This is a genomic window from Rhizobium brockwellii (genome assembly GCF_000769405.2).
Lineage (GTDB): Bacteria > Pseudomonadota > Alphaproteobacteria > Rhizobiales > Rhizobiaceae > Rhizobium > Rhizobium brockwellii.
The window spans coordinates 1,273,334-1,292,340 of record NZ_CP053439.1 but is presented as its reverse complement, the minus strand read 5'-3'; the positions used below and the strand labels follow the sequence as shown (position 1 = coordinate 1,292,340).

At 61.6% G+C, this 19,007-nt stretch carries 17 protein-coding genes and 1 tRNA gene; 4 read left to right on the top strand and 14 right to left on the bottom strand.

Annotation, left to right across the window (positions count from 1 at the left end):
* Positions 1-137: 137 nt before the first annotated feature.
* Complete coding sequence (locus tag RLCC275e_RS06530; protein ID WP_033180366.1) at positions 138-371, top strand: DUF982 domain-containing protein; 234 nt, start codon at positions 138-140, stop codon at positions 369-371.
* 5 nt (positions 372-376) lie between these two features.
* Here the strand turns inward: RLCC275e_RS06530 and RLCC275e_RS06525 are convergent, their stop codons facing one another.
* Positions 377-595 carry a hypothetical protein gene (locus tag RLCC275e_RS06525; RefSeq protein WP_033180367.1) on the bottom strand — a complete coding sequence of 73 codons (219 nt, stop codon included), beginning with the start codon at positions 593-595 and terminating at the stop codon, positions 377-379.
* A 565-nt stretch (positions 596-1,160) separates the two neighbouring features.
* Here RLCC275e_RS06525 and RLCC275e_RS06520 point away from each other — a divergent pair.
* A complete protein-coding gene (locus RLCC275e_RS06520; protein ID WP_033180368.1) occupies positions 1,161-1,793 on the top strand; it encodes a class I SAM-dependent methyltransferase in 633 nt (210 codons plus the stop codon).
* 142 nt (positions 1,794-1,935) lie between these two features.
* Here the strand turns inward: RLCC275e_RS06520 and RLCC275e_RS06515 are convergent.
* The 7 genes from RLCC275e_RS06515 to bcsN all read right to left on the bottom strand — a co-directional run bounded on the left by RLCC275e_RS06515 (position 1,936) and on the right by bcsN (position 12,114).
* A tRNA-Pro gene (locus tag RLCC275e_RS06515) sits at positions 1,936-2,012 on the bottom strand.
* A 98-nt stretch (positions 2,013-2,110) separates the two neighbouring features.
* On the bottom strand, positions 2,111-2,779 hold the full coding sequence (locus RLCC275e_RS06510; protein ID WP_033180369.1) for an HAD family hydrolase: 669 nt from the start codon (positions 2,777-2,779) through the stop codon (positions 2,111-2,113).
* A gap of 113 nt (positions 2,780-2,892) precedes the next feature.
* The gene (locus tag RLCC275e_RS06505; RefSeq protein ID WP_033180370.1) at positions 2,893-5,268 is read right to left on the bottom strand and encodes a cellulose synthase; all 2,376 of its coding nucleotides are present in this window, start codon (positions 5,266-5,268) and stop codon (positions 2,893-2,895) included.
* Positions 5,265-6,311 carry a family 8 glycosyl hydrolase gene (locus RLCC275e_RS06500; RefSeq protein ID WP_033180371.1) on the bottom strand — a complete coding sequence of 349 codons (1,047 nt, stop codon included), beginning with the start codon at positions 6,309-6,311 and terminating at the stop codon, positions 5,265-5,267. Before RLCC275e_RS06500 ends, RLCC275e_RS06505 begins: the two co-directional genes overlap by 4 nt.
* Positions 6,308-8,776 (bottom strand): cellulose biosynthesis cyclic di-GMP-binding regulatory protein BcsB, encoded by a 2,469-nt coding sequence (locus RLCC275e_RS06495; RefSeq protein WP_033180372.1) that lies wholly within the window; start codon positions 8,774-8,776, stop codon positions 6,308-6,310. Before RLCC275e_RS06495 ends, RLCC275e_RS06500 begins: the two co-directional genes overlap by 4 nt.
* Positions 8,773-10,965, bottom strand: a complete 2,193-nt coding sequence (bcsA, locus tag RLCC275e_RS06490) for a UDP-forming cellulose synthase catalytic subunit (protein WP_033180373.1) — start codon at positions 10,963-10,965, stop codon at positions 8,773-8,775. The genes RLCC275e_RS06495 and bcsA overlap by 4 nt, the downstream gene beginning before the upstream one ends.
* A 168-nt stretch (positions 10,966-11,133) precedes the next feature.
* Positions 11,134-12,114 (bottom strand): cellulose biosynthesis protein BcsN, encoded by a 981-nt coding sequence (gene bcsN / locus RLCC275e_RS06485; RefSeq protein ID WP_033180374.1) that lies wholly within the window; start codon positions 12,112-12,114, stop codon positions 11,134-11,136.
* Positions 12,115-12,439: 325 nt separating this feature from the next.
* Here bcsN and RLCC275e_RS06480 point away from each other — a divergent pair, with 325 nt between their 5' ends.
* Positions 12,440-12,754, top strand: a complete 315-nt coding sequence (locus tag RLCC275e_RS06480) for a DUF1236 domain-containing protein (RefSeq protein WP_003558359.1) — start codon at positions 12,440-12,442, stop codon at positions 12,752-12,754.
* A gap of 39 nt (positions 12,755-12,793) precedes the next feature.
* On the opposite strand, the gene RLCC275e_RS06475 is transcribed toward RLCC275e_RS06480, so the two are convergent.
* Positions 12,794-14,440 (bottom strand): ATP-binding protein, encoded by a 1,647-nt coding sequence (locus RLCC275e_RS06475; RefSeq protein WP_033180375.1) that lies wholly within the window; start codon positions 14,438-14,440, stop codon positions 12,794-12,796.
* Between the two features lie 376 nt (positions 14,441-14,816).
* On the opposite strand from RLCC275e_RS06475, the gene RLCC275e_RS06470 reads away from it, so the two are divergent.
* Positions 14,817-15,164 carry a response regulator gene (locus tag RLCC275e_RS06470; protein ID WP_033180376.1) on the top strand — a complete coding sequence of 116 codons (348 nt, stop codon included), beginning with the start codon at positions 14,817-14,819 and terminating at the stop codon, positions 15,162-15,164.
* 9 nt (positions 15,165-15,173) lie between these two features.
* Here the strand turns inward: RLCC275e_RS06470 and RLCC275e_RS06465 are convergent, their stop codons facing one another.
* The 5 genes from RLCC275e_RS06465 to RLCC275e_RS06445 all read right to left on the bottom strand — a co-directional run bounded on the left by RLCC275e_RS06465 (position 15,174) and on the right by RLCC275e_RS06445 (position 18,998).
* On the bottom strand, positions 15,174-15,713 hold the full coding sequence (locus tag RLCC275e_RS06465) for a MerR family transcriptional regulator (RefSeq protein WP_033180377.1): 540 nt from the start codon (positions 15,711-15,713) through the stop codon (positions 15,174-15,176).
* A gap of 150 nt (positions 15,714-15,863) precedes the next feature.
* Entirely contained in the window at positions 15,864-16,202 is a 339-nt protein-coding gene (locus RLCC275e_RS06460; RefSeq protein ID WP_003558352.1) for an integration host factor subunit alpha, read from the bottom strand.
* A 104-nt stretch (positions 16,203-16,306) separates the two neighbouring features.
* Positions 16,307-17,278: a beta-ketoacyl-ACP synthase III gene (locus RLCC275e_RS06455; protein ID WP_011651317.1), complete on the bottom strand. Its 972-nt coding sequence runs from the start codon at positions 17,276-17,278 to the stop codon at positions 16,307-16,309.
* A gap of 20 nt (positions 17,279-17,298) precedes the next feature.
* Positions 17,299-18,345 (bottom strand): phosphate acyltransferase PlsX, encoded by a 1,047-nt coding sequence (gene plsX / locus RLCC275e_RS06450; RefSeq protein WP_003558347.1) that lies wholly within the window; start codon positions 18,343-18,345, stop codon positions 17,299-17,301.
* 98 nt (positions 18,346-18,443) lie between these two features.
* Positions 18,444-18,998, bottom strand: a complete 555-nt coding sequence (locus RLCC275e_RS06445; RefSeq protein WP_033180378.1) for a YceD family protein — start codon at positions 18,996-18,998, stop codon at positions 18,444-18,446.
* Positions 18,999-19,007: the final 9 nt, after the last annotated feature.

The window sequence follows — 19,007 nt, the reverse complement described above, 5'->3', positions numbered from 1 at the left end:
CGGCCGCCCTCCGCAACCGTCATAAAGTCATTATGCGCGAGGGCCTGAACTTTAGCAACTGCGCAAATTCTTGTGGAACAAAATTTTATCCCCCGCGTTTTGGCCGCGTTTGGTAGCAGGAATCAGTGAGTGCAGACGTGAGCGAAAAACGCTTTCCCTCCCCCGTCCGAGTCGTTTCTCCAAACAGCAGCCTGATCGTTTCCACCGTCTGGGAGGCCGTCGAATATCTGAAGCGGTGGCCGAGCAAGCGTGGGCGCGATTATCGCGTTGCGCGCCAGCACTGCCTGGATGCGCTCGACGGACTGCGCAGCCCACGCGCAGCACAGGCTTCCTTCATCACGGCATTGAAAACGGCAGGATTGCTGGTGTAAGACCGCTAGCCGCTACGGCCGCCGGCGGCGACCAACTGGGGATGGATGGAGCCCTCCATGATCACCCTGGCGGTAATTTCGATTACCCGCTCCTCGGCAAGTTCAGCAAGCGCAAGGGCGACATCGCCTTCCGACCAGCCGGCTTTGACGGCCTCGTCCGACAGAGACTGGAACGCGCTGGCGAGGCTCTGCCTGCAAGTTAGATTGTGCTTCATATCCGTCATGCGCTCGACTAGGCTATCTGTGACAGGGACAGTGTTAATCTACACATATTCGCGAGAATGCGAAGAGGCTTCAGGTTTTTTTCAATTCAAAATTGGGTTGTTAACTTCCAAACTGGGTATAACCTTAACAAAATGCAACAAATACCACCTCTCCCAACTGAGGGAGTACCAAAAAGAACTAAAAGATTTATTTGCGATACACCTTCAAAGGGTATTTCATCGCGTTATTTAGTTTAAATGGTCGAAACGGCTGGAGCCGATGCAGCGGCCCTTTGAACCACGAGAATGCGGCAAACCTGAACGCGGCCCGTTTTCAACATCTTCAGGGCACCCTGTCAATCAACTTCGGGATCTGCAATGGGGCGAGCGTCGGGCGGGCTGGAGGATGTCGCGCGCAGTCGGTACAGCCAAACGGCGGGCGCTCCCTTAGCCGCCGTTAAAACCTTAGCGGCCGCAAACGCCTTCGGCGTTAATCACCTTAATACCACAGCGACACCACACTCCCGTCAAAGTCCGCCCTACCATTGCAGTGGCGGCTCACATCTTCAGATTTTCAGGAGGTAAAATGTCTATCGAACTGGACGCGACTACCTATGTACACGCCAAGCCGGCGACCGCCCATTCCTATATTTTGCCGGCCGTTGTCGATGTTCTCAAGAACAGTTTCCAGGAGGCAAACGAAACGGCAGTCTTCGACCTCGGTTGCGGCACCGGCGGTGCTGCAGCCGTGCTTGCGGAAAAAGGCTATGACGTTGTCGGTGTCGATCCCTCGAAGGACGGCATCGCGAAAGCGAGAACGGCCCACCCCGATCTTCCGCTGGAAATCGGCTCCGGTTACGAGGATCTTTCCAGCCGGTATGGGACCTTCGATGCGGTGATAAGTCTTGAAGTGGTGGAACATGTCTATGATCCCAAGGCCTTCTCAACGACCATTTACGACCTGGTGAAGCCTGGTGGCATTGCGGTCGTATCGACGCCCTTCCACGGCTACTGGAAAAATCTGGCCCTAGCCGTGAGCGGAAAGATGGACGACCATTTTATGCCTCTGAAGGACCATGGTCATATCAAATTCTGGTCTCCCGAAACGCTCAGCACGCTGCTCGTCGAAACAGGCTTCGAAGATGTCGACTTCGAATATGTCGGGAGGATTCCGCTCCTGGCGAAATCGATGATCGCGATCGCTCAGAAACCGCACTGAAGGCGGTCGAAGGCCTACCAATGACATTTTCTTTCGGGACGTTCGGCTGCCGTTTCAGCATTGCCACCGATGCGTCGTTCCGTTTTCCGCCGCCAACGGGACGAAGAAGGTGACATGCTGACTGAGATTTCAAGGGGATAAATGGTCGGGGCGACTGGACTCGAACCAGCGACCCCTTGACCCCCAGTCAAGTGCGCTACCGGGCTGCGCTACGCCCCGACCTGCCGAAACGGCTTGCTTCGTTTAGTTTTTCAGCGCGTGCAATGCAAGCGGAAAAACCTTGCCTCCAACAAAAAGGGAGCGGTTTGCGCGAATGGTCAGATCGCCGCGAGCTTCAGCCGGCCTTCGGCGGTCTGGCGGGGCTGCCATGTCAGGTAGTTGGCGATCGAAAAATGCGGTGTTTCGAAGGGTGTGGCGTGGGTTTCGGTGATGACGGTAACGTCGGCGCCGGCGGCTTCGCCGGCGAGAATGCCGGCGACGGCATCTTCGAAGACCAGGCATTTTTTCGGCTCGACGCCGAGGCGGCTTGCGCCGAGCAGATAACCTTCGGGGCTGGGCTTGCCGGATTTGACCTCCTGACCGCTGACGATGACCTTCGGCATCGGGATGCCGGCGGCTTCCATGCGGCGCCTTGCGAGCTCGATCGGCGCCGAAGTGACGATTGCCCATCGGCCCTCAGCGATGGCGGAGAGGAAGCGGACGGCGCCGGGGATCTCAACGATGCCGGAGACATCCTCCATTTCCTCGGCGAGCAGCAGATCCGCCTCATGGGCAGGATCGACGCCGGGCAGGCCGAGCCCGCGGATCACATCGGAGGCGCGGATGCCGTGGATCGTCTTCAAGAAGACCTCCGGCTCGAAGCCGTGGCGTCTTGCCCATTCACTCCAGACGCGTTCGACGACCGCAATGGAATTCAGCAGCGTTCCGTCCATGTCGAAAAGGAAGGCGTCATAGGATCTGTCGAGGAGGTCATGGAGAGCGGGCACGGGGCGTTTCCTTGCGTGTCACAGCGCCGCGCGTGTTTAAAGACGCGCACAGGGACGCTGTGGTATTTAGAAGCTACGCAAGCGACTAGCGGAGAGCGGAAACGGCGTCAACGTCAGTTGTTGGTGTCTGGGTGGGTGACGTTACGGACGTCGGCCAGACCGCGGGCGGCGTCGCGGCTGCCGGTCGCGGCAGCGGCTTCGAAGATACGGGTCGCATCGCCGTACATTTTGAGATTGAGGTAGCAGTAGCCGCGCAGAACCATCAGGTCGATGCGTTCTTGCTGCAGCTGGGCACGCTGATCGAGATAGATGAGGGTTTCGCGGTAACGCCCGGCGTCGAAGGCTGCAAGCGCACGGTCGGCGAGGATCGCCACCTGAAGCTCGGCGGCGCGCTGGCGGTTCTGCGGCGCCTTGGTGGCCGCGACAGCCGCATTGCCGGAAAGGCCGGCGCGGAGATAAGCAAGGCTCTGGCCATAGGCTGCATCTTCACGGACCTTGCGGGCCGGGCTCTGCAATGCCGCCTCGAAGGCCGAGATCGCCTCCATCGGCCGGTTGACATCCATCAGGCACCAGCCGCGCGACAGCGCGTCGGCCGGCTTAAGCTGCCCGGCATCGATTGTCGTCGAGCAGCCGCGCGTCTGGCGCGGGCCGCGCGGGACGGGCGCCGTCTCCATCGCCGGCCTCGCCGCGCGAACGACCACTTCCGACCCCGGCTGCAGGATGACGCGGCGCTCGGCCGGAAGCGGCTCGGTCTGGGGACGCTGCGTCGGTTGAGCCGGTTGCTGTGCGGCAAGCGCGCCCTTGGCCGGCGGCGGCGTGACGGCGTTCGGCGTCAGGGAGGACGTGTCTTCGAGATTGGTGATCCGGCTCGACCGGCCGGCCCAGGCGCGCTGGAGGTCGAGCACGCCCTTGCGGTCGCTCAGTTGCTCGCGAGTGATGACAAGGCCATAGGCGGACGGTTCGTCATCGGGTTTCCAGGCAAGCGCCGTCTCGAACCAGCGCGTGGCGGTCTGGAACTGATTTAGGGAGCGGGCATACCAGCCGAACTGCTGCGCCGTCGGCACATATTTCCGGGCGATGACCTCGGCAGCGATGCGGTGCAGCACATCTTCGGCCAGATCGGCCGGCGGCTGCAACGCCATCAGGTTGGCGGTGGCGGCGAGATAGGTAGCGGTCGCATCATCGGAATCGGCGCGCCAGCGGAACATCACGTCCTCGGCTTCCTCAGGCGCCTTGCGGGCGATCAGCGCCAGCGCCAGCCCCTGCGAAGCGGCCGGCGAATCTTGCTCGGCTCGAGCGGCACGGAACCATTTCTCGGCATCCGCATCATTGTTGCGGCGAAGCTGGTACCAGCCGAGCAGCAGCGCATCTGAGGCAAGCCCCTCCGTCTCGGCGAGCTTTTCGAGGCGGGCGATATAATCGGGCGCGATGGCGAGATTTGGATCGTCATCGCCCTCGGCCATGAAGCGTCGGGCGAGGTTGTCGCGGATCGCGTCGAATTCCTTGCTCCCGTCGGCAGCAGGCCTCTCCAGCGCGAGCAGCGCCTGCATCGGCTGGTAGGCAAGCAGCGTCGAGGCCTTCTCGACCGTCGCCTGACGCTCGGCCGGATTGGTGCAGTTCTTCAGGATATAAGCGTAGGCGTCCTGGCCGCGCTGCGCCCTCTCCGTCTGGATGAAGGCTTCGGCGAGGCGCCAGAGGACATCGACCTCGCTGCAGGTGAGCAGGCTCGGTGTTGCAGCAGCGATATCGACCACAGTCGCATATTGCTTGAGGTCCGACGCATTGACGAGGCGGGCACGGCCCTCGGCGACATCAAGCCGGTCGAGCAGATCGGCCGGCGGCTGCCATCCGGCATCGGCTGCCTGGCGGTCGGCGACGGCCTTGCGCAACTCCGCATAGCGCCCATCGGAATAGAGCTGCCACATGGCCTCGAGCTGCTTGTCGCCATTCTGCGGCACGGCGAGAGGATCGGCCGGAGGAACCCAGTTCGGGTAGAGCGCCTGAAGGCGGGAGATCTCGGCCTGCAGACGCACCTTGTCGCCGCGGCTGGCGAAATAACGAAGCGCACTTTCATCGACGGCAGGCGGCGGCGGCGCGGCCGCCTGTTGCGGAGCCGGCGGCGCGGAAACGATTGGGGGTGTCACTGGTGCCGGCTGGGCGACCGTCTGAGCCGGCGGAGCAGCCGTCTGAGGTGCCGCAGGCTGCGATGCTGCCGGCTGCGGTGCAACGGCATCCGGATCCGACGTGTCCGGGGCTGACGGCGACGGGGAAGTAATCGCCTCGATCTTGTCGGCGACAAGCTGCACATTGAATTCGGAATTGCCGGCAGGAACCTCCGGCTTGATGCGGCCCATCATCATCAGCTCCGGTGCCGGCTTGCCGGCAGAGCCGAGGCCGAACTTTTCCTGCAGAGCGGCACGATCTTTCAGCCCGGTGACGAGGGTTGCCACCACGACTGCCGCTGAAACCGCCACGAGAGAAGACTTCACAGACACTCCGGATGCTTCTCCCCAATATAGGCCAGCCCCAACAGCTGAAGCGTGGACGGATAATAGAGTGCGGGCGCGAATTGCAGGGCCGAGACCGGCAACTTGGTCCCATCGACTACACAGGCCACAACATCGTTAACAATTCGATAACCGGGATCCGACAACACAGCCTTCGGTCGGCCGGTGGTCAGATCGATGGTAGCGGGAACGCCGTCTTGCAACATCCCTTGTTGCAAGCGGGTCAGCAGCGCCTTGTCGGTCACGCCGCCACGAGCGAGATAGAGCGGGATGCGGATGGCGTTATAGGCAAACTCGGCGTCGAAACCCTGCGCCGGCTGCGGCTGGCCGCTGAGACTCACCCATTCGGCGGGAAGCTTGCGCGGGCCGAACTGCATCGTCTTCAACAGCGTTAGGCCATCGTCCGACAGTTTTTGCCAGGCATCCGACGGCGCGAGCGCCGCCATCACCGGGATCGCCTCGTAAATCCAGTAGGACGGGTTGACGACGGGACCGTCCTCGCGGTCGGTGGCGGCAAAACCCTCACTCCCTGGCAACAGGAGTGTGTGCCCGGACGCGTGCACGACGGTTTCGGCAAGCAGCGCCTGCGCCATGCGGGAGGCGGCGAAGATATAGTCGTTACGTTTCCACGCCGTGCCGGCTAGCGCCAGCGCATAGGCGATCAGCATGTCGCCATCCGAGGCGTTGTTGGTGTCGGTGACGTGCGGCTTGACGCTCGGATCCCATTTCCAGACGGCAAGGCCATCGTCGCGCAGCAGCAGCTCGGTGCGGGTAAAATACCAGATCTGTTCGAAATCCGCAGGGCTGGCTGCGAGATAGGCGAGCAGCATGCCATAACCCTGCCCTTCGCTGTGGCTGATATTGCCGTTGCCGTTATCGATGATGCGGCCGGTCGCATCGAGAAACTTCGCCTTGTAGGCCGACCATGCACCGGCATTGATCATCGCCTGCTGGGCGACGGCGGGCGGGCTCGCCGCGGCGAGCGCGACCGTTGCCGCAAGCAGGATTGCGCGCCACCGCCTCATTTCGACCGGCCCAGCTTTTTGAGCATGCTCGAGGTGGTGATCCCGATCAGCAGCACGAAGACGACCAGCAGGAAGGCATAGGAGAGGATATTGGTCGACAGCCAGTTGGCGGCGATCAGCCGGTAATTGGCGATCGACCAGGGGGTGGACGGCACGAAATCGAAACGGGTGACGGGCACGGTTTCGATCTTGCCTGTCTTGCTCGAATAGGTGGTGATGTGGCCCGATATCTGCGGCCAGTTCAGTTGCGCGGTCAGAACCTCGAGCCCTTCGCGCAGGTCCTTTGCCGATGGCGCCGCCACCACGGTCCAGGCGCCGGCTCCCGCGGGGCTGGAGCCTTGGGCGACCAGGAGCGTGTCGGCGTTGGCCGGCGTGAAAATCTGCTCGGCGCCGGGGATGAATTGCAGCGAGCTGCGGGAGATATCGAAATTGCGCGAAAGCCACTCACGGAAGGCAGTGATCCGGCTGCGCAAGACACCGCCGCTGACCTTGGAATTCCACTCCTCGAAAGCCGTACCGGTATCGACGACACCCGCCTGCGTATCCGGCACGGGACGCCATGAGGCCTGGCTCGCCGCAGAGATATTGGTCTGCGTCAGCGCGGTTGCCGGCATCTGCGAGATGGAGCCGATGAAGATTGCGTCACGATCGCCGATCGTATTCGGCGAGGCGACGGTTTCGACGGCGATCGGATGGCCGGCGGTGATCGCCATCTGGCCAAGCAGCGTGGCGGCGGCCGAAAGCGTATCGGCATCGATGCGATCGATGAAGAGCGGCGTCGGCTCCGTGGCCCGGCCATAGGGATAGGCGGTGCCAGCCATTGCGGCCAGATTCGGACGCTGACCGACGCGGGCGAAATCCGGAATCTGCAGCTCGGAGGTATCGAACAGGGCAAAGCGCGGGGTGGCGCCGGCGGTCGAGCCCGGCGCGCAAGCCGCATCGTCCTTGGTCATCAGGATCGCCTCGATCGCCACCGAATTGAGACCTGGCTTGAAGTGCCGCATCGTCACGCGGATCGGCAGATGACGGAGAATGCCGCCTGATGTCGTGGTGATCGGCACGGTGGAGGCGATGTTGTCGTTGACGTAGATATCGATGTGGCTGCCGGGCATCACGTTATCGGTATAGGCGGCGTCGAGCAGCACCTTCGCCTCGCCATAGGCATTGGCATAAAAATCGGCCGGCACGGCGATATTGAAGCTGGTCCGCAACCGCCGGCCGGAGAATTCGGTGGTCTTCACACCGAGCTGAGACAGGGCGATATTCGTGTCGGAAAACACCAGCGGCGCGTTCGGCGCGCTCCAGCGCTCAGTGGTCAGCACGTCGCGACGAACCTCCGAGGACCTGTCTGTCGGCGAGACGATGGTATCGATCGCCGACGAGACCGCCTGCCAGGAGGGGCCGCTGATCAGAAGCACCGGCGAGCCGCTGCGCGGATCGGTGACAAAAGCGGCGAGTGCTGCACTTTCGGCGCCAGGCGGCAGGTCGGGAAAGAGCGGCCGCAGCTCCGCCGCGGTGCCGACGAGCACGCTGAGCTTGCCAGGCCCGCCGACCGGAAGCGAAGCGGTGTTGAAGGCAAAGATCTGGTTCGGCATGCTGCTCAGCACCGACAGGCCCTGCGCCAGCCGCAGCAGCGGCTTGGTGGTTCCCGGCTGCTCCAGCGCCGGGACGACGATGTCGAACTCCGTCTTGCCGGCGCCGTCGACGCCGATGGCGCGGATCGCATCGGCGCTCGGTAGCTGGGCGGCATCCCTGCCGGCAAAGCTCAGATAGGTTCCGGCCGGATCGATGTTCGACCAGAGTTCATAAGTGGACTGGATGCTGCAATCGGTGCGGTGGCGCTGATTGGCTTCGAAGGTGACGAGGTTGGCGCCCGGCTGCAGCAGACCGGGCGGAACCTCGAAGGTGACGGCCGAAGAGCCATCCGGCGAGCCGACGCGCTGCTGACCGATCGGGCGGTTGTTGAGATAGACGGTCAGCGCGGAGGCCTCGGGCGCGACGACGATCGAATTCTGGTAGGCGAAGGTGAAGCTTGCCTTGGCCGCCGCCTGCTCCGGCGTCAGATAGACCGACCATGACCGACGGTCGTATTCACCGCCGAGGCCGAGTTTCGAAAAGGGCACGACGAAGCGACGGACGTCGCCGGCACGCAGCGGCGCAACGCTATTTGCCGTGGCGGCAGGCTGGGGCGCGGGCGGCGGCGACTGCGGTGGCTGGGCGGCGATCGGCGGAGGAACGGGAGCAGGTGCAGGAGCAGCCGGGCTTGCAGGTGCGGGTATGACGGAAACCGGAGGCGTGACGGGAACCGGCGCAGTGGCTGCTGCGGGTGGCGTGGGCGACGTCAATCTCGGGGTAACGGACGCACCGGGCGGCCGCTCGCCGGACATGTCGAAGGGGGCCGTCTGCGCCTGGGCGAAGGCGGAGGCATTCAGCAGGAGAAGCGAGGCGGCGACGATCCTTTTCATCCGGCGTTGACCTTTGCCGCCTGCTGCTGGGCCTCCCGCTCCGGCCGCATGCTGCGGAAGAAGTAAACGAGGCCGCGGCTCGTCTGGTAGAACGACATGCCGAGAAACCAGATGGTGCCGCGGATCAGGCCCGGATTGCGGCGGCGCGAGGCCTGAAACTGGGTCCACTGGTCGGAATTCGCAAACATCAGGTCTGCGATCAGGCGATGGTCAAGCGCGCTTTTCGGCGCGTACTGACAGCCGACATTGCTGATGTCGCCCGACGGCTCGATATTGCGGACGATGAGCGGCAGGGTTTCCAGATCCGCGCCGCTATATGGCCGGAAGCGGATTTCGCCGACGGCGCCGACCAGCATCTCGTCGAGCTGCTTGTTGAAGATGTGAAGCCTTGCGCCGTGGACGGAGACGTCCTCGATCGAAGCCGTGTACCACTTGCCGTTGGCGCCGAATTCGCAGCGCCGGTTGACCCGGACGCGACGGGACGAGGCTCGCTCGCCGCGCTCCGACACGACGCCAAGCGCGCAGCCGGCCATGATCAGGTTGATGACATTCCAACCGCCGACGACGAGCGTGACGTCGGCCTTATAGGGCTCTGCATAGATCTTGTAGATGGTGATGACGAGCGCGACGATCTGCACCGCAAAGATGACGAAGAACGGACGGCTGATTTCCGACAGACGGCTGACGGCGATCGATTCGTCCTTGGCAGTGACCTTGAAGGTCGGCTTCCTCGGATTGAGCATGACGGAGACGACGGCCGGCAGCAGATGCACAGTCTGGACATATTCGTAGAGCTCGGAAATCCAGGGCCAGCGGAACGACCCGTAGAGGTAGTTCTGCATCATCAGATTCACCAGCATATAGGCCAGCGTATAGGCAAGGAACTCGCCGCCCGAAGCGGTGAAGATTTCCAGATCGAAGAACAGGTAGAAGAGCGGCGCAAACAGGAAGATCGTGCGCGGGAATGGGAAAAGCCAGAAAAGCGTGGAGGACATGTAGCAGAAGCGCTGCGGGATCGTCAGGCCGCGCTTCAGAAGCGGAAAGCGAAAGCGCAGGATCTGCATCATGCCCTGGGCCCAGCGGCTGCGCTGACCGATGAAGCTTGCGAAGGTGGCTGGCTGCAGGCCGGCGATCAGCGGCTTGTCGACATAGATGCTGTTCCAGCCGCTGCCATGCAGCGCCAGCGCCGTCTCGCAATCCTCGGTGATGCTGATGCCGGAAAAGCCGTTCTGGGATTCGAGCGCCCTGCGGCTCAGAACCGCGGCCGAGCCGCAGAAGAACGCGGCGTTCCATTTATCGAGGCCGCGCTGGATGATGCCGTAGAACATCTCGTTCTCGCTCGGCATCTTGTCGAAGGTGCGCAGGTTGCGCTCCAGCGGATCGGGATTGATGAAGAAGTGCGGAGTCTGGACGAGGAAGAGCTTCGGATCGTCTTCGAAGTAACCGACGGTCTCCAGCAGGAAATCGCGGGCCGGCGCGTGGTCCGCATCGAAGACGGCGATGAGTTCGCCGGTCGAATGTTTCATGCCGTTGTTGAGATTGCCGGCTTTGGCGTGCTCGTTGCGGTCGCGCGTGAGGTAGCTGACGTCGAGATCCTCGCAGAGCTGCTTCAGCTCGATATGGCGGGCGGCGGCGGCCTGGGCTTCGAGCAGCTTGCCGGAATTGCGCTTTTGCAGGGTGCCGCCGTCGTCGAGCAGCCAGACATGCAACTTCTCAGCCGGATAATCCATGGCCTTGGCGGCGGCCAGCGTGTTTCCCAACAGTCCGGCATCCTCGTTATAGGATGGTACGAAGACGTCGACATGAGGGAAACGCTCATTCTTGGCGGCACGCGAGGGGCGCGACGGCAAAGGTGTGGCAACGATGAACAGGCTGAGCGCCAGCATCGCGACGCTATACATTTCGGCAAGATAGAGCAGCAGGCCGGGAATGAAATTTCCCAGCTGATTCAGAGGCGGCAGCGTATTGGTGGTGCGCCAGTAAACATAGCGCAGCACGATCGACGTGCCAAAGGCGAGCGCCACTAGGCGCCACGTCCCCTCGCCCTTCAGCACCTTGATCAGCGCCATGACTGTCACGACGGTGATGCTGGTGATGAGCTGGGTCTGCAGGTTGACCGGCAGCGTGATCAGCACGATCATGCAGAGCGAAACCACGGCCCATATGACGACACTGCGGGCTTTGCGCATCGACGTTCCTTCGAAATTGCCTAACCGGGGCACCATCTGGCGCCCGCGGGCATGCCCACTAGAACAGGATGATTTTAGGCCGGGTCGGCGTAAAATCATCCTGTTCTAAATTAAAGAGTTAGAGCATGACGTCGTCCGAAAACCGCTCACACTTTTCGGCATCATGCTCTATCTCCGGCAGGCGGCCGTCATGGCCGCGTCGCCTATGCAGTCCGGCGAAGGCACTGTGACGCCGATCGCCCTTACCGATTGTTCGATTGGCGCAGCGGCCGCAGCCGGCCTTGCGCTCGTCTGGGGCGCCTCACCCGGCAGCGGCACGCGCGGGCCGATAGGCGCCGGCACCGATGCCACATCTTGAGCTGGTTGCGCGGTTGAGGCGCTGCGAACGGCAGCGGCCCGCGGCCGGCTGACAATGGCAGGCGCCGGCTCGTAGCCAATCGGCATCGGGCTGGCGCGATAACCGCCCTCGTCGGGATAGATCGGTGCGCCGGTGCGCCCGAGCGCGCCATCGGCGGGCGGCGGATTGCCGTAAGGGTTCCAGACCTCGCCGTCGAAGGTGCCGGTGACGGTATAGCCATAGACGATGCCGAGCAGCTGGCGCTCGCTTGCACCCGCATCGCAAAGGCGCAGGCGCAGCTGGATCATGCCGAAATTGCGCGCCTGGGTATTGGCAGCAGTGCTCGAGCGGATCTGTTGCCAGGCATAGACGCAGGTGTCGCCTGCACGGCTGCGGCCAGAGGCATAACCGAAGGGGCCATAGGCATTCTGCAGAAAGGTCGCCGACGTCGCCATCAGCACGCCGGGGGCCGAACGGGCCACTTCGCGGGCAATGCCGCTCTGGTTGATCATGCTGAAGCCCACGTTGCCGGTGCCGGGATTGGCCCCGGAAGCGCCGAAGAACTGGACCTTCAGGAAATTCTGACCGGGCACGGAGGACGAAGTAAACAGAGAGATCGTCTGTTCGACGCCGTTACCACGTTTGCGCTCGACAACGCTGACGACCGACGGGCCGCCGGGCGGCGGCAAGACCAGCGCCTTTTCGGGCGCCACGGTTTCCGGCCCGGAAGGCTGGCGCACACCGCCTGTCGACGTGCAGCCGGCCATCGTGCCGACTGCTGCCATCAGCGATATAGTCTTCCGCAAGCGCATATTTCGAGCCGCCGCAATCGTCTTTTCAGATATCCATTCGCAAACCGAAACGCGACGGACCTTCGAATCAACGACCAGCTGGCCGTTTGTCTGACATAAACCGCCAGTATGGTTAACGAAGAGTAAAGAACCGGCCCCTGATGTCACCGGGCGAACTCGCGCTGAACGTTATTCGGAGAGCTCAACCGTATGATGCAGAAATTAATTTAGTAACAACTTAATTGCTCTCATTGCGCCTGTCTTCTGCTGTGGCGAAAGCCCACGGGGAACTATGCCGCATGGCCAGCGTTGCCTTGATGTCTCAGGTAGGAAAAGGAGAAATCCCATGCGCAAGACCGTGCTGGCTGCGGCCGCCACGCTGACCATCAGCTCCGCCGCCTTCGCGCAGAGCACCGTCATCGTCACCGATCCCGCACCGACCGGCTCCGTCGTATTGCCCGGAGAGGTGCGTACCTATGTGATAGAGCAAAACACACCTTCCGTCGTCTATGACGGCGATATCGCGGTCGGCGCAACGCTGCCCGATACCGTCGAAGTGCACACCGTGCCTGATATCGACGGCTACGGCTATACCGTCGTCAATGAGCGACGCGTGATCGTCGAGCCGAAGACGCATCGCATAATCCAGGTCCTGGAATAACCCGATCTTGAACTATGGACGTGCGGCCGTATTTCGGCTTCACGTCCTCTCATCTTCCATCCTGGCCGATACGTTCAGAAGTTCGCGGATCTTGTGGGCGAGCTGCTCCAGGCTAAAGGGCTTGGCGAGCAGGGAAACGCCGTGATCGAGCACACCATTATGGACGATGGCGTTGCGGGTGTAGCCCGTCGTATAGAGGATACGGATCGCCGGCCATTTTTCCTGGACGATATCGGCAAGCTGGCGTCCGCTCATCTGCGGCATGACGATATCGGTAAAGATCAGGTCGACTGCTGCATTCTGCTCCAGAAGCATAAGCGCCTCCATGCCGCTAGCCGCCTGCAACACGGTGTAACCGAGTTCATGCAGGCTTTCGGCGGTCATCGTGCGGACGTTCTCATCGTCCTCCACCACCAGGATCGTATCTTTGACGCTGCCTTGAGGAAGCGGCTGGGCGCCGGCGACGTTCAACCGGGCGTCCGTCGCGCCGACATGACGGGGAAGATAGATCTTCAACGTCGTGCCCCTGTCGATCTCTGAATAGATCTTGATGTGACCGCCGCTCTGCTTGATGTAGCCGTAGACTTGGCTGAGGCCGAGACCGGTGCCTTTGCCGGGTCCCTTGGTCGTATAGAACGGGTCGAAGGCGCGTTCGATTACCTCCGGCGACATGCCGGTGCCGGTGTCGGTGATACTGATCATCACATATTGGCCTGCCTCGACCTCAGAATGCATGCGCGAATATCGCTCGTCGAGTTCGGTATTGGCGGTCTCGATCGTCAGATTTCCGCCGCCCGGCATGGCATCGCGGGCATTGACGGCAAGGTTCAGGATGGCGTTCTCGAGCTGGCTCAAATCGGCAAAGCTCGGCCAGAGGCCGCCGGCAAGCACAGTCTCGATCCGGATGTGCTCGCCGAGCGTGCGCCGTAGCAGCTCCGACATGCCGCCGACCAGCTTGTTGAGGTCGATCACCTCCGGGGCGAGCGGCTGCTGGCGCGAGAAGGCAAGAAGACGCGCGGTCAGCACCGCCGCTCTCTGCGCACCATCTCTGGCGTTCTGGATGGAATATAGCAGACGGGGATCCTCGCTGCCGGTCAGGCGCCGCTGGGCGAGATCGAGATTGCCGATGATGATTGCCAGCATATTGTTGAAATCATGGGCGACGCCGCCGGTCAGCTGGCCGATCGTCTCCATCTTTTGCAACTGGCGGACCTGGGCCTGAGCAGCGGCGTTCTCTTCCATCTCGTGCCTGAGCTCGGCAGTGCGCTGGACAACTGTTTGTTCGAGGCGCGTGTTGAAGCTGTTGAGCTCGCTGCGAAGGCGGCTCTGCCTGCCATGGGCGATGATGATCATCTCCATCAGGCCGACGATAATCACGGCATTGATGAGATAGGTGGAAAGGCCGACCCATTGGCCGGCGCTGGCCGGCCAGAAAACATTGTGCGGCTCGACGAAAAACTGCTGGACAATGAAACCGGCGAGCAAGGTCGCGACAAAGCCCGGCCCGGCGCCGCCTATGAAACTGGCGAGCAATATCGCCGGAAGGAAGCTCAGGAAGGGAAACCCGGAGAGAGTGTCGCTGGCGGCAAGCCTCAGAAGAAACGTCAGGCCAACGAAGGCAATGGCCAGCGGATATGTATAACCCGGCCTGTGACGCAGCCAATCCGTGGCACTCAGCAAATCCATTCGACACCCCTTCTTACAGCGCCGCGCGTCTTTCGAGAGCGGCAAAAGACGCTGCAACACTTTGAATTGCTGCATAATTTTGTCCATAAATCGATTCCGATTCAAGGAATTATGCAGGAGCCGTTGCGAAGACGGCATTCCAGCTTTTGCACATCGAATTTCAACCGGCAATATGCTGTTTCTCGCATTGCCGGCCAGGACGTCTTGACGAGCCGTACAAGCAGTCCACATAAACCTCCATGCCTAAAGCGTGTCGCAATCTTTCAGATTCGCTCCTTGCGCTTTAGGTCTTTGTTTTTACGCATGTCGTTATCGCAAAACCGCGGCACACTTTTGCGCGACATGCTTTAGCAAGGGGCAATGGGTGAACCGGATCATGAAAGACATATTCATCGTCGAAGACGACGCGCTGATTGCCATGCTGCTCGAGGATATGCTTGCAGATCTCGGCTACCGGGTCTGCGCCAGCGCGCCCGATCTGGAACGGGCGCTGACAGCCGCCAGGGATACGGAGTTCGACGCTGCAATTCTCGACGTCTCGCTTGCCGGGCAGAGTTCGCTGCCGGTCGCAAAGTTGCTCGATGAACGCGGAAAACCCTACCTCTATGCGACGGGATACGGCACCGCACCTGAAGGCAGCAGCCCAAGCACGCTGCCTGTGCTGCAAAAACCCTTCCAGCTCAGCGAACTCGAACAGGCGATGAAGCAGCTTACCGAAGCCTGACGTTCCTGGTCAGCGCACCTGATCGAGCAGACGCTTGCATTCCAGGAGGTCATAGAGCGCCTCCTGCAGCAGCGCCCTGTCTTCCTTGCCAACGCTCGATTTACCGATCGAGACTTCCTGATCGTCGTCTCCGGCGACGAAATTGAAGAACCGGCGGGTGATCGGCGGCTTGGCGCGGCCGACGATCTGGTCTTCGTCGGCCAAGCCGACGCGCGGTTCCCCGGCACCCGTGTCCTGCACGCCCGACGCTAGCGCCTCGACGCTGGCGAGGTCGCCATGGCCGACCGATATGACGAACTTGTTGCCGTTGGTCTTCAGAAGCTTCTGCACACCCTTGATCGTATAGCCATGATCATAGAGCAAATGCCGGATGCCCTTGAGGAGGTCGACATCTTCCGGCCGATAGTAGCGACGGCCGCCGCCGCGCTTCATCGGCTTTATCTGGGGAAAACGCGTCTCCCAGAAGCGCAGCACATGCTGCGGCAGATCAAGATCGTCTGCGACTTCGCTGATGGTGCGAAAGGCATCGGGGCTCTTGTCCAACGTCATGCTGCTACGCGACCTCGCGGCTCGATCCTACGGCGACTCATCATATTTCAACGGTTTGGCGCCGACAATTCAAGTCATGTCTTGACGTTGCGCACAAGGATGGAGAGTGCGAGGGAGAAAAAAGCTGTTTCCGAAACGGGAAGCCGATTATCAGGGAGCCGGATTCTGCGGCTTCAGCTTGATCTTACGAGCGACATGCGACTTGAGGATGCGTGTCTTCAATACGTTCGACGCCTTGAAGGTCATGACCCGGCGGGGGGAAATCGGAACCTCCTCGCCGGTCTTTGGGTTGCGGCCGATCCGCTCGTTCTTGTCGCGCACCTGGAAGGTGGCGAAGGAGGAAAGCTTAACGGTTTCGCCACGCACGATGGCGTTGCAGATCTCGTCGATGACGGTTTCCACAAGTTCGGCAGATTCGGTCCGGGAAAGCCCAACCTTTCGGAAAACGGATTCCGCCAGGTCTGCTCGCGTCACTGTTTTTCCGGTCATGGTTTCCCCGCCCATACAAATATTTTGTGAAATCGCACGAAGAGTATTTGTCTTGCGCCTTACGGTCAAGCTCTTGTTCGCCGCCAGTTTTTTAGGATTCGTGCCTACCAGCGCAGCAGAACCGCACCCCAGGTAAAGCCGCCGCCCATCGCTTCGAGCATCACCAGATCACCCTTCTTGATGCGGCCGTCGCCGGCAGCAGTCGCAAGTGCCAACGGGATCGAGGCGGCCGACGTATTACCGTGCAGGTCGACGGTGATGACCACCTTCGCGGCATCGATGTTCAGCTTTTTCGCCGAACCGTCGATAATGCGGCGATTGGCCTGGTGCGGCACCAGCCAGTCGAGGTCATCGGCGGTGGTGCCGGTCGAATCGAACGCCGCCTGGATGACGTCAGTGATCATGCCGACAGCATATTTGAAGACTTCACGGCCTTCCATGCGCAGCTTGCCGACGGTACCCGTCGTCGACGGTCCGCCATCGACATAGAGCTTTTCCTTGTGCGAGCCGTCGGAACGCAGATGTGCGGTCAGCACGCCGCGATCGGCAACGGTGCCCTCGCCTTCGGTCGCTTCGAGTATGATCGCGCCCGCGCCGTCGCCGAAAAGCACGCAGGTGGTGCGGTCGTTCCAGTCGAGAATGCGCGAAAAAGTTTCGGCGCCGATGACGAGAACGCGCTTTGCCAGCCCGCCGCGGATATAGGCATCCGCCGTCGTGACCGCATAGACGAAACCGGTGCAGACGGCCTGGACGTCGAAGGCGAAGCCGTGACTCATGCCGAGCCGGTTCTGGATATTGACCGACGTGGCCGGAAACGTGTTGTCCGGCGTCGAGGTGGCACAGATGACGAGATCGATATCGGCAGGCGTGAGGCCGCCATTGGCAAGCGCTGCGCGTGCGGCGGCCTCGCCGAGCGACGCCGTCGTTTCGTCATCGCCGGCAACATAGCGCTGGCGGATGCCGGTGCGCTGGACGATCCATTCGTCGGATGTGTCGACGATGGCCTCCATGTCACGATTGGTCATCACGCGCTTCGGAAGTGCGGCTCCGAACCCGCGAACCACTGAACGGATCATCTTTGATTGAACCCCATCGCTCATGCCGCTTCCGGGCCCATCGGGGGCAGCCGTTTGGCATGATATTTCTTAAGATCGTTTTCTATTTTCTGATTGAGGCCGTTCTTGGCCATGTCGTAGCCGACTTCGATGGCAGCGGCGATGCCTTCGGCATTCGCCCCGCCATGGCTCTTGATGACGATGCCGTTCAGGCCGAGAAACACGCCGCCATTGACCTTGCTCGGATCGAGCTTCTCGCGAAGCATGTCGAAGGCGCTCTTGGCGAAGAGGTAGCCGATGCGGGCCAGCAGCGTGCGCGACATGGCGGCCCGCAGATATTCGCCGATCTGCTTGGCAGTGCCTTCGGCGGTCTTGAGCGCGATGTTGCCGGAGAATCCTTCGGTGACGACGACGTCGACCGTGCCCTTGCCAAGGTCGTTGCCCTCGACGAAGCCGGAATATTCGAGCGAGTCGATGTTTGCCTCACGCAACAGCCGGCCGGCCTCCTTGACCTCCTCCTGGCCTTTCATCTCCTCGACGCCAACGTTGAGAAGGCCAACCGTCGGACGTTCGACTTCGAAAAGCGCGCGCGCCATGGCGCCGCCCATCAGGGCAAAATCCATCAGCTGCTGCGCATCGGCGCCGATCGTCGCGCCGACATCGAGCACGATGCTCTCACCCTTCAGCGTCGGCCAGATCGCGGCAATCGCCGGACGCTCGATATTGGCCATGGTGCGCAGACAGAATTTCGCCATCGCCATCAGTGCGCCGGTATTGCCGGCCGATACCGCGACATCGGCCTCCCCCGTCTTCACCGCCGCGATCGAGCGCCACATGGTGGAGATGTAGCGGCCTCGGCGCAGCGCCTGGCTCGGCTTCTCATCCATGGCGACGGCAAGCTCGCAGTCGTGAAAGATCGATTTTTCCTTGAGCTTCGGAAATTTGGCGAGAACCGGATCGCACTGTTCCTTGAGACCGTAGAGAACGAAGGACATATCCGGATGCCGATCCAACGCCTTGGCGGCGCCGGGGATGACAACCTGGGGACCAAAGTCGCCACCCATGAGGTCGAGAGATATTCTGATCACGCGTCCCTGATCCTTCTTTTCGCCGAGGGCGAAATTTCGGCCAAAATACCGGTTTTGGCGTCGCTTACAACTGAATTGTGTCAAATGCCAGAGGGGCTTCAGTCCTTTTTCCAGTCCTTGAGGGCTGCGAAAGCGGAAGGCTTTTTGTCGTCCTCGCCGCTGTCTTCGACATGGCCGGAGAATTCGATACCCTGCTTGCGCGGATACGGATCGATCGCGAGCGCGGCGAATTCGGCAACCACCTCGCCGGCGTCGATCGTATCGCCGACAAAGTTTTCGGGCAGGTCGGGACCGTCGGGATCGAGCAGCATCTCGCCGGCGTCGTTGCCGGCCTGACGGGCAAGCTTAGAGCCCTCCGGCACGAAGATCTGCTCGAAGCTCTCATCGATGGCGGATTCGACCGGTTCCAGCGTCACGACGCAGGACTGGACGATTTTCGCCTGCACGCGGCCTTTGATGCGTACGCCGTCGCGCTTCCAGCGGGCAATCTGCAGATCGGCGCTGAGATCGTCGACGGAAACGACGTTCCAGGTCCGGGCCAACGCCTTCAGTTCGCTGGCGTCGGCCTCGACGTGGACCTCGACGGGGTTGGCCGAGATGTGGCCGACCTTGACGTGATAGGAGAAGGGAACATCGTCCCGATCATTCTGCATCGTTTCCTC

Excerpts from the sequence above, each read along its gene's own strand:
- RLCC275e_RS06525 (WP_033180367.1), bottom strand. The coding sequence starts at position 595 with ATGACGGATATGAAGCACAATCTAACTTGCAGGCAGAGCCTCGCCAGC.
- RLCC275e_RS06520 (WP_033180368.1), top strand. The coding sequence starts at position 1,161 with ATGTCTATCGAACTGGACGCGACTACCTATGTACACGCCAAGCCGGCG.
- RLCC275e_RS06500 (WP_033180371.1), bottom strand. The coding sequence starts at position 6,311 with ATGAGGCGGTGGCGCGCAATCCTGCTTGCGGCAACGGTCGCGCTCGCC.
- RLCC275e_RS06495 (WP_033180372.1), bottom strand. The coding sequence starts at position 8,776 with ATGAAAAGGATCGTCGCCGCCTCGCTTCTCCTGCTGAATGCCTCCGCC.
- bcsA (WP_033180373.1), bottom strand. The coding sequence starts at position 10,965 with ATGCGCAAAGCCCGCAGTGTCGTCATATGGGCCGTGGTTTCGCTCTGC.
- bcsN (WP_033180374.1), bottom strand. The coding sequence starts at position 12,114 with ATGCGCTTGCGGAAGACTATATCGCTGATGGCAGCAGTCGGCACGATG.
- RLCC275e_RS06480 (WP_003558359.1), top strand. The coding sequence starts at position 12,440 with ATGCGCAAGACCGTGCTGGCTGCGGCCGCCACGCTGACCATCAGCTCC.
- RLCC275e_RS06475 (WP_033180375.1), bottom strand. The coding sequence starts at position 14,440 with ATGGATTTGCTGAGTGCCACGGATTGGCTGCGTCACAGGCCGGGTTAT.
- RLCC275e_RS06470 (WP_033180376.1), top strand. The coding sequence starts at position 14,817 with ATGAAAGACATATTCATCGTCGAAGACGACGCGCTGATTGCCATGCTG.
- RLCC275e_RS06465 (WP_033180377.1), bottom strand. The coding sequence starts at position 15,713 with ATGACGTTGGACAAGAGCCCCGATGCCTTTCGCACCATCAGCGAAGTC.
- RLCC275e_RS06460 (WP_003558352.1), bottom strand. The coding sequence starts at position 16,202 with ATGACCGGAAAAACAGTGACGCGAGCAGACCTGGCGGAATCCGTTTTC.
- RLCC275e_RS06455 (WP_011651317.1), bottom strand. The coding sequence starts at position 17,278 with ATGATCCGTTCAGTGGTTCGCGGGTTCGGAGCCGCACTTCCGAAGCGC.
- RLCC275e_RS06445 (WP_033180378.1), bottom strand. The coding sequence starts at position 18,998 with ATGCAGAATGATCGGGACGATGTTCCCTTCTCCTATCACGTCAAGGTC.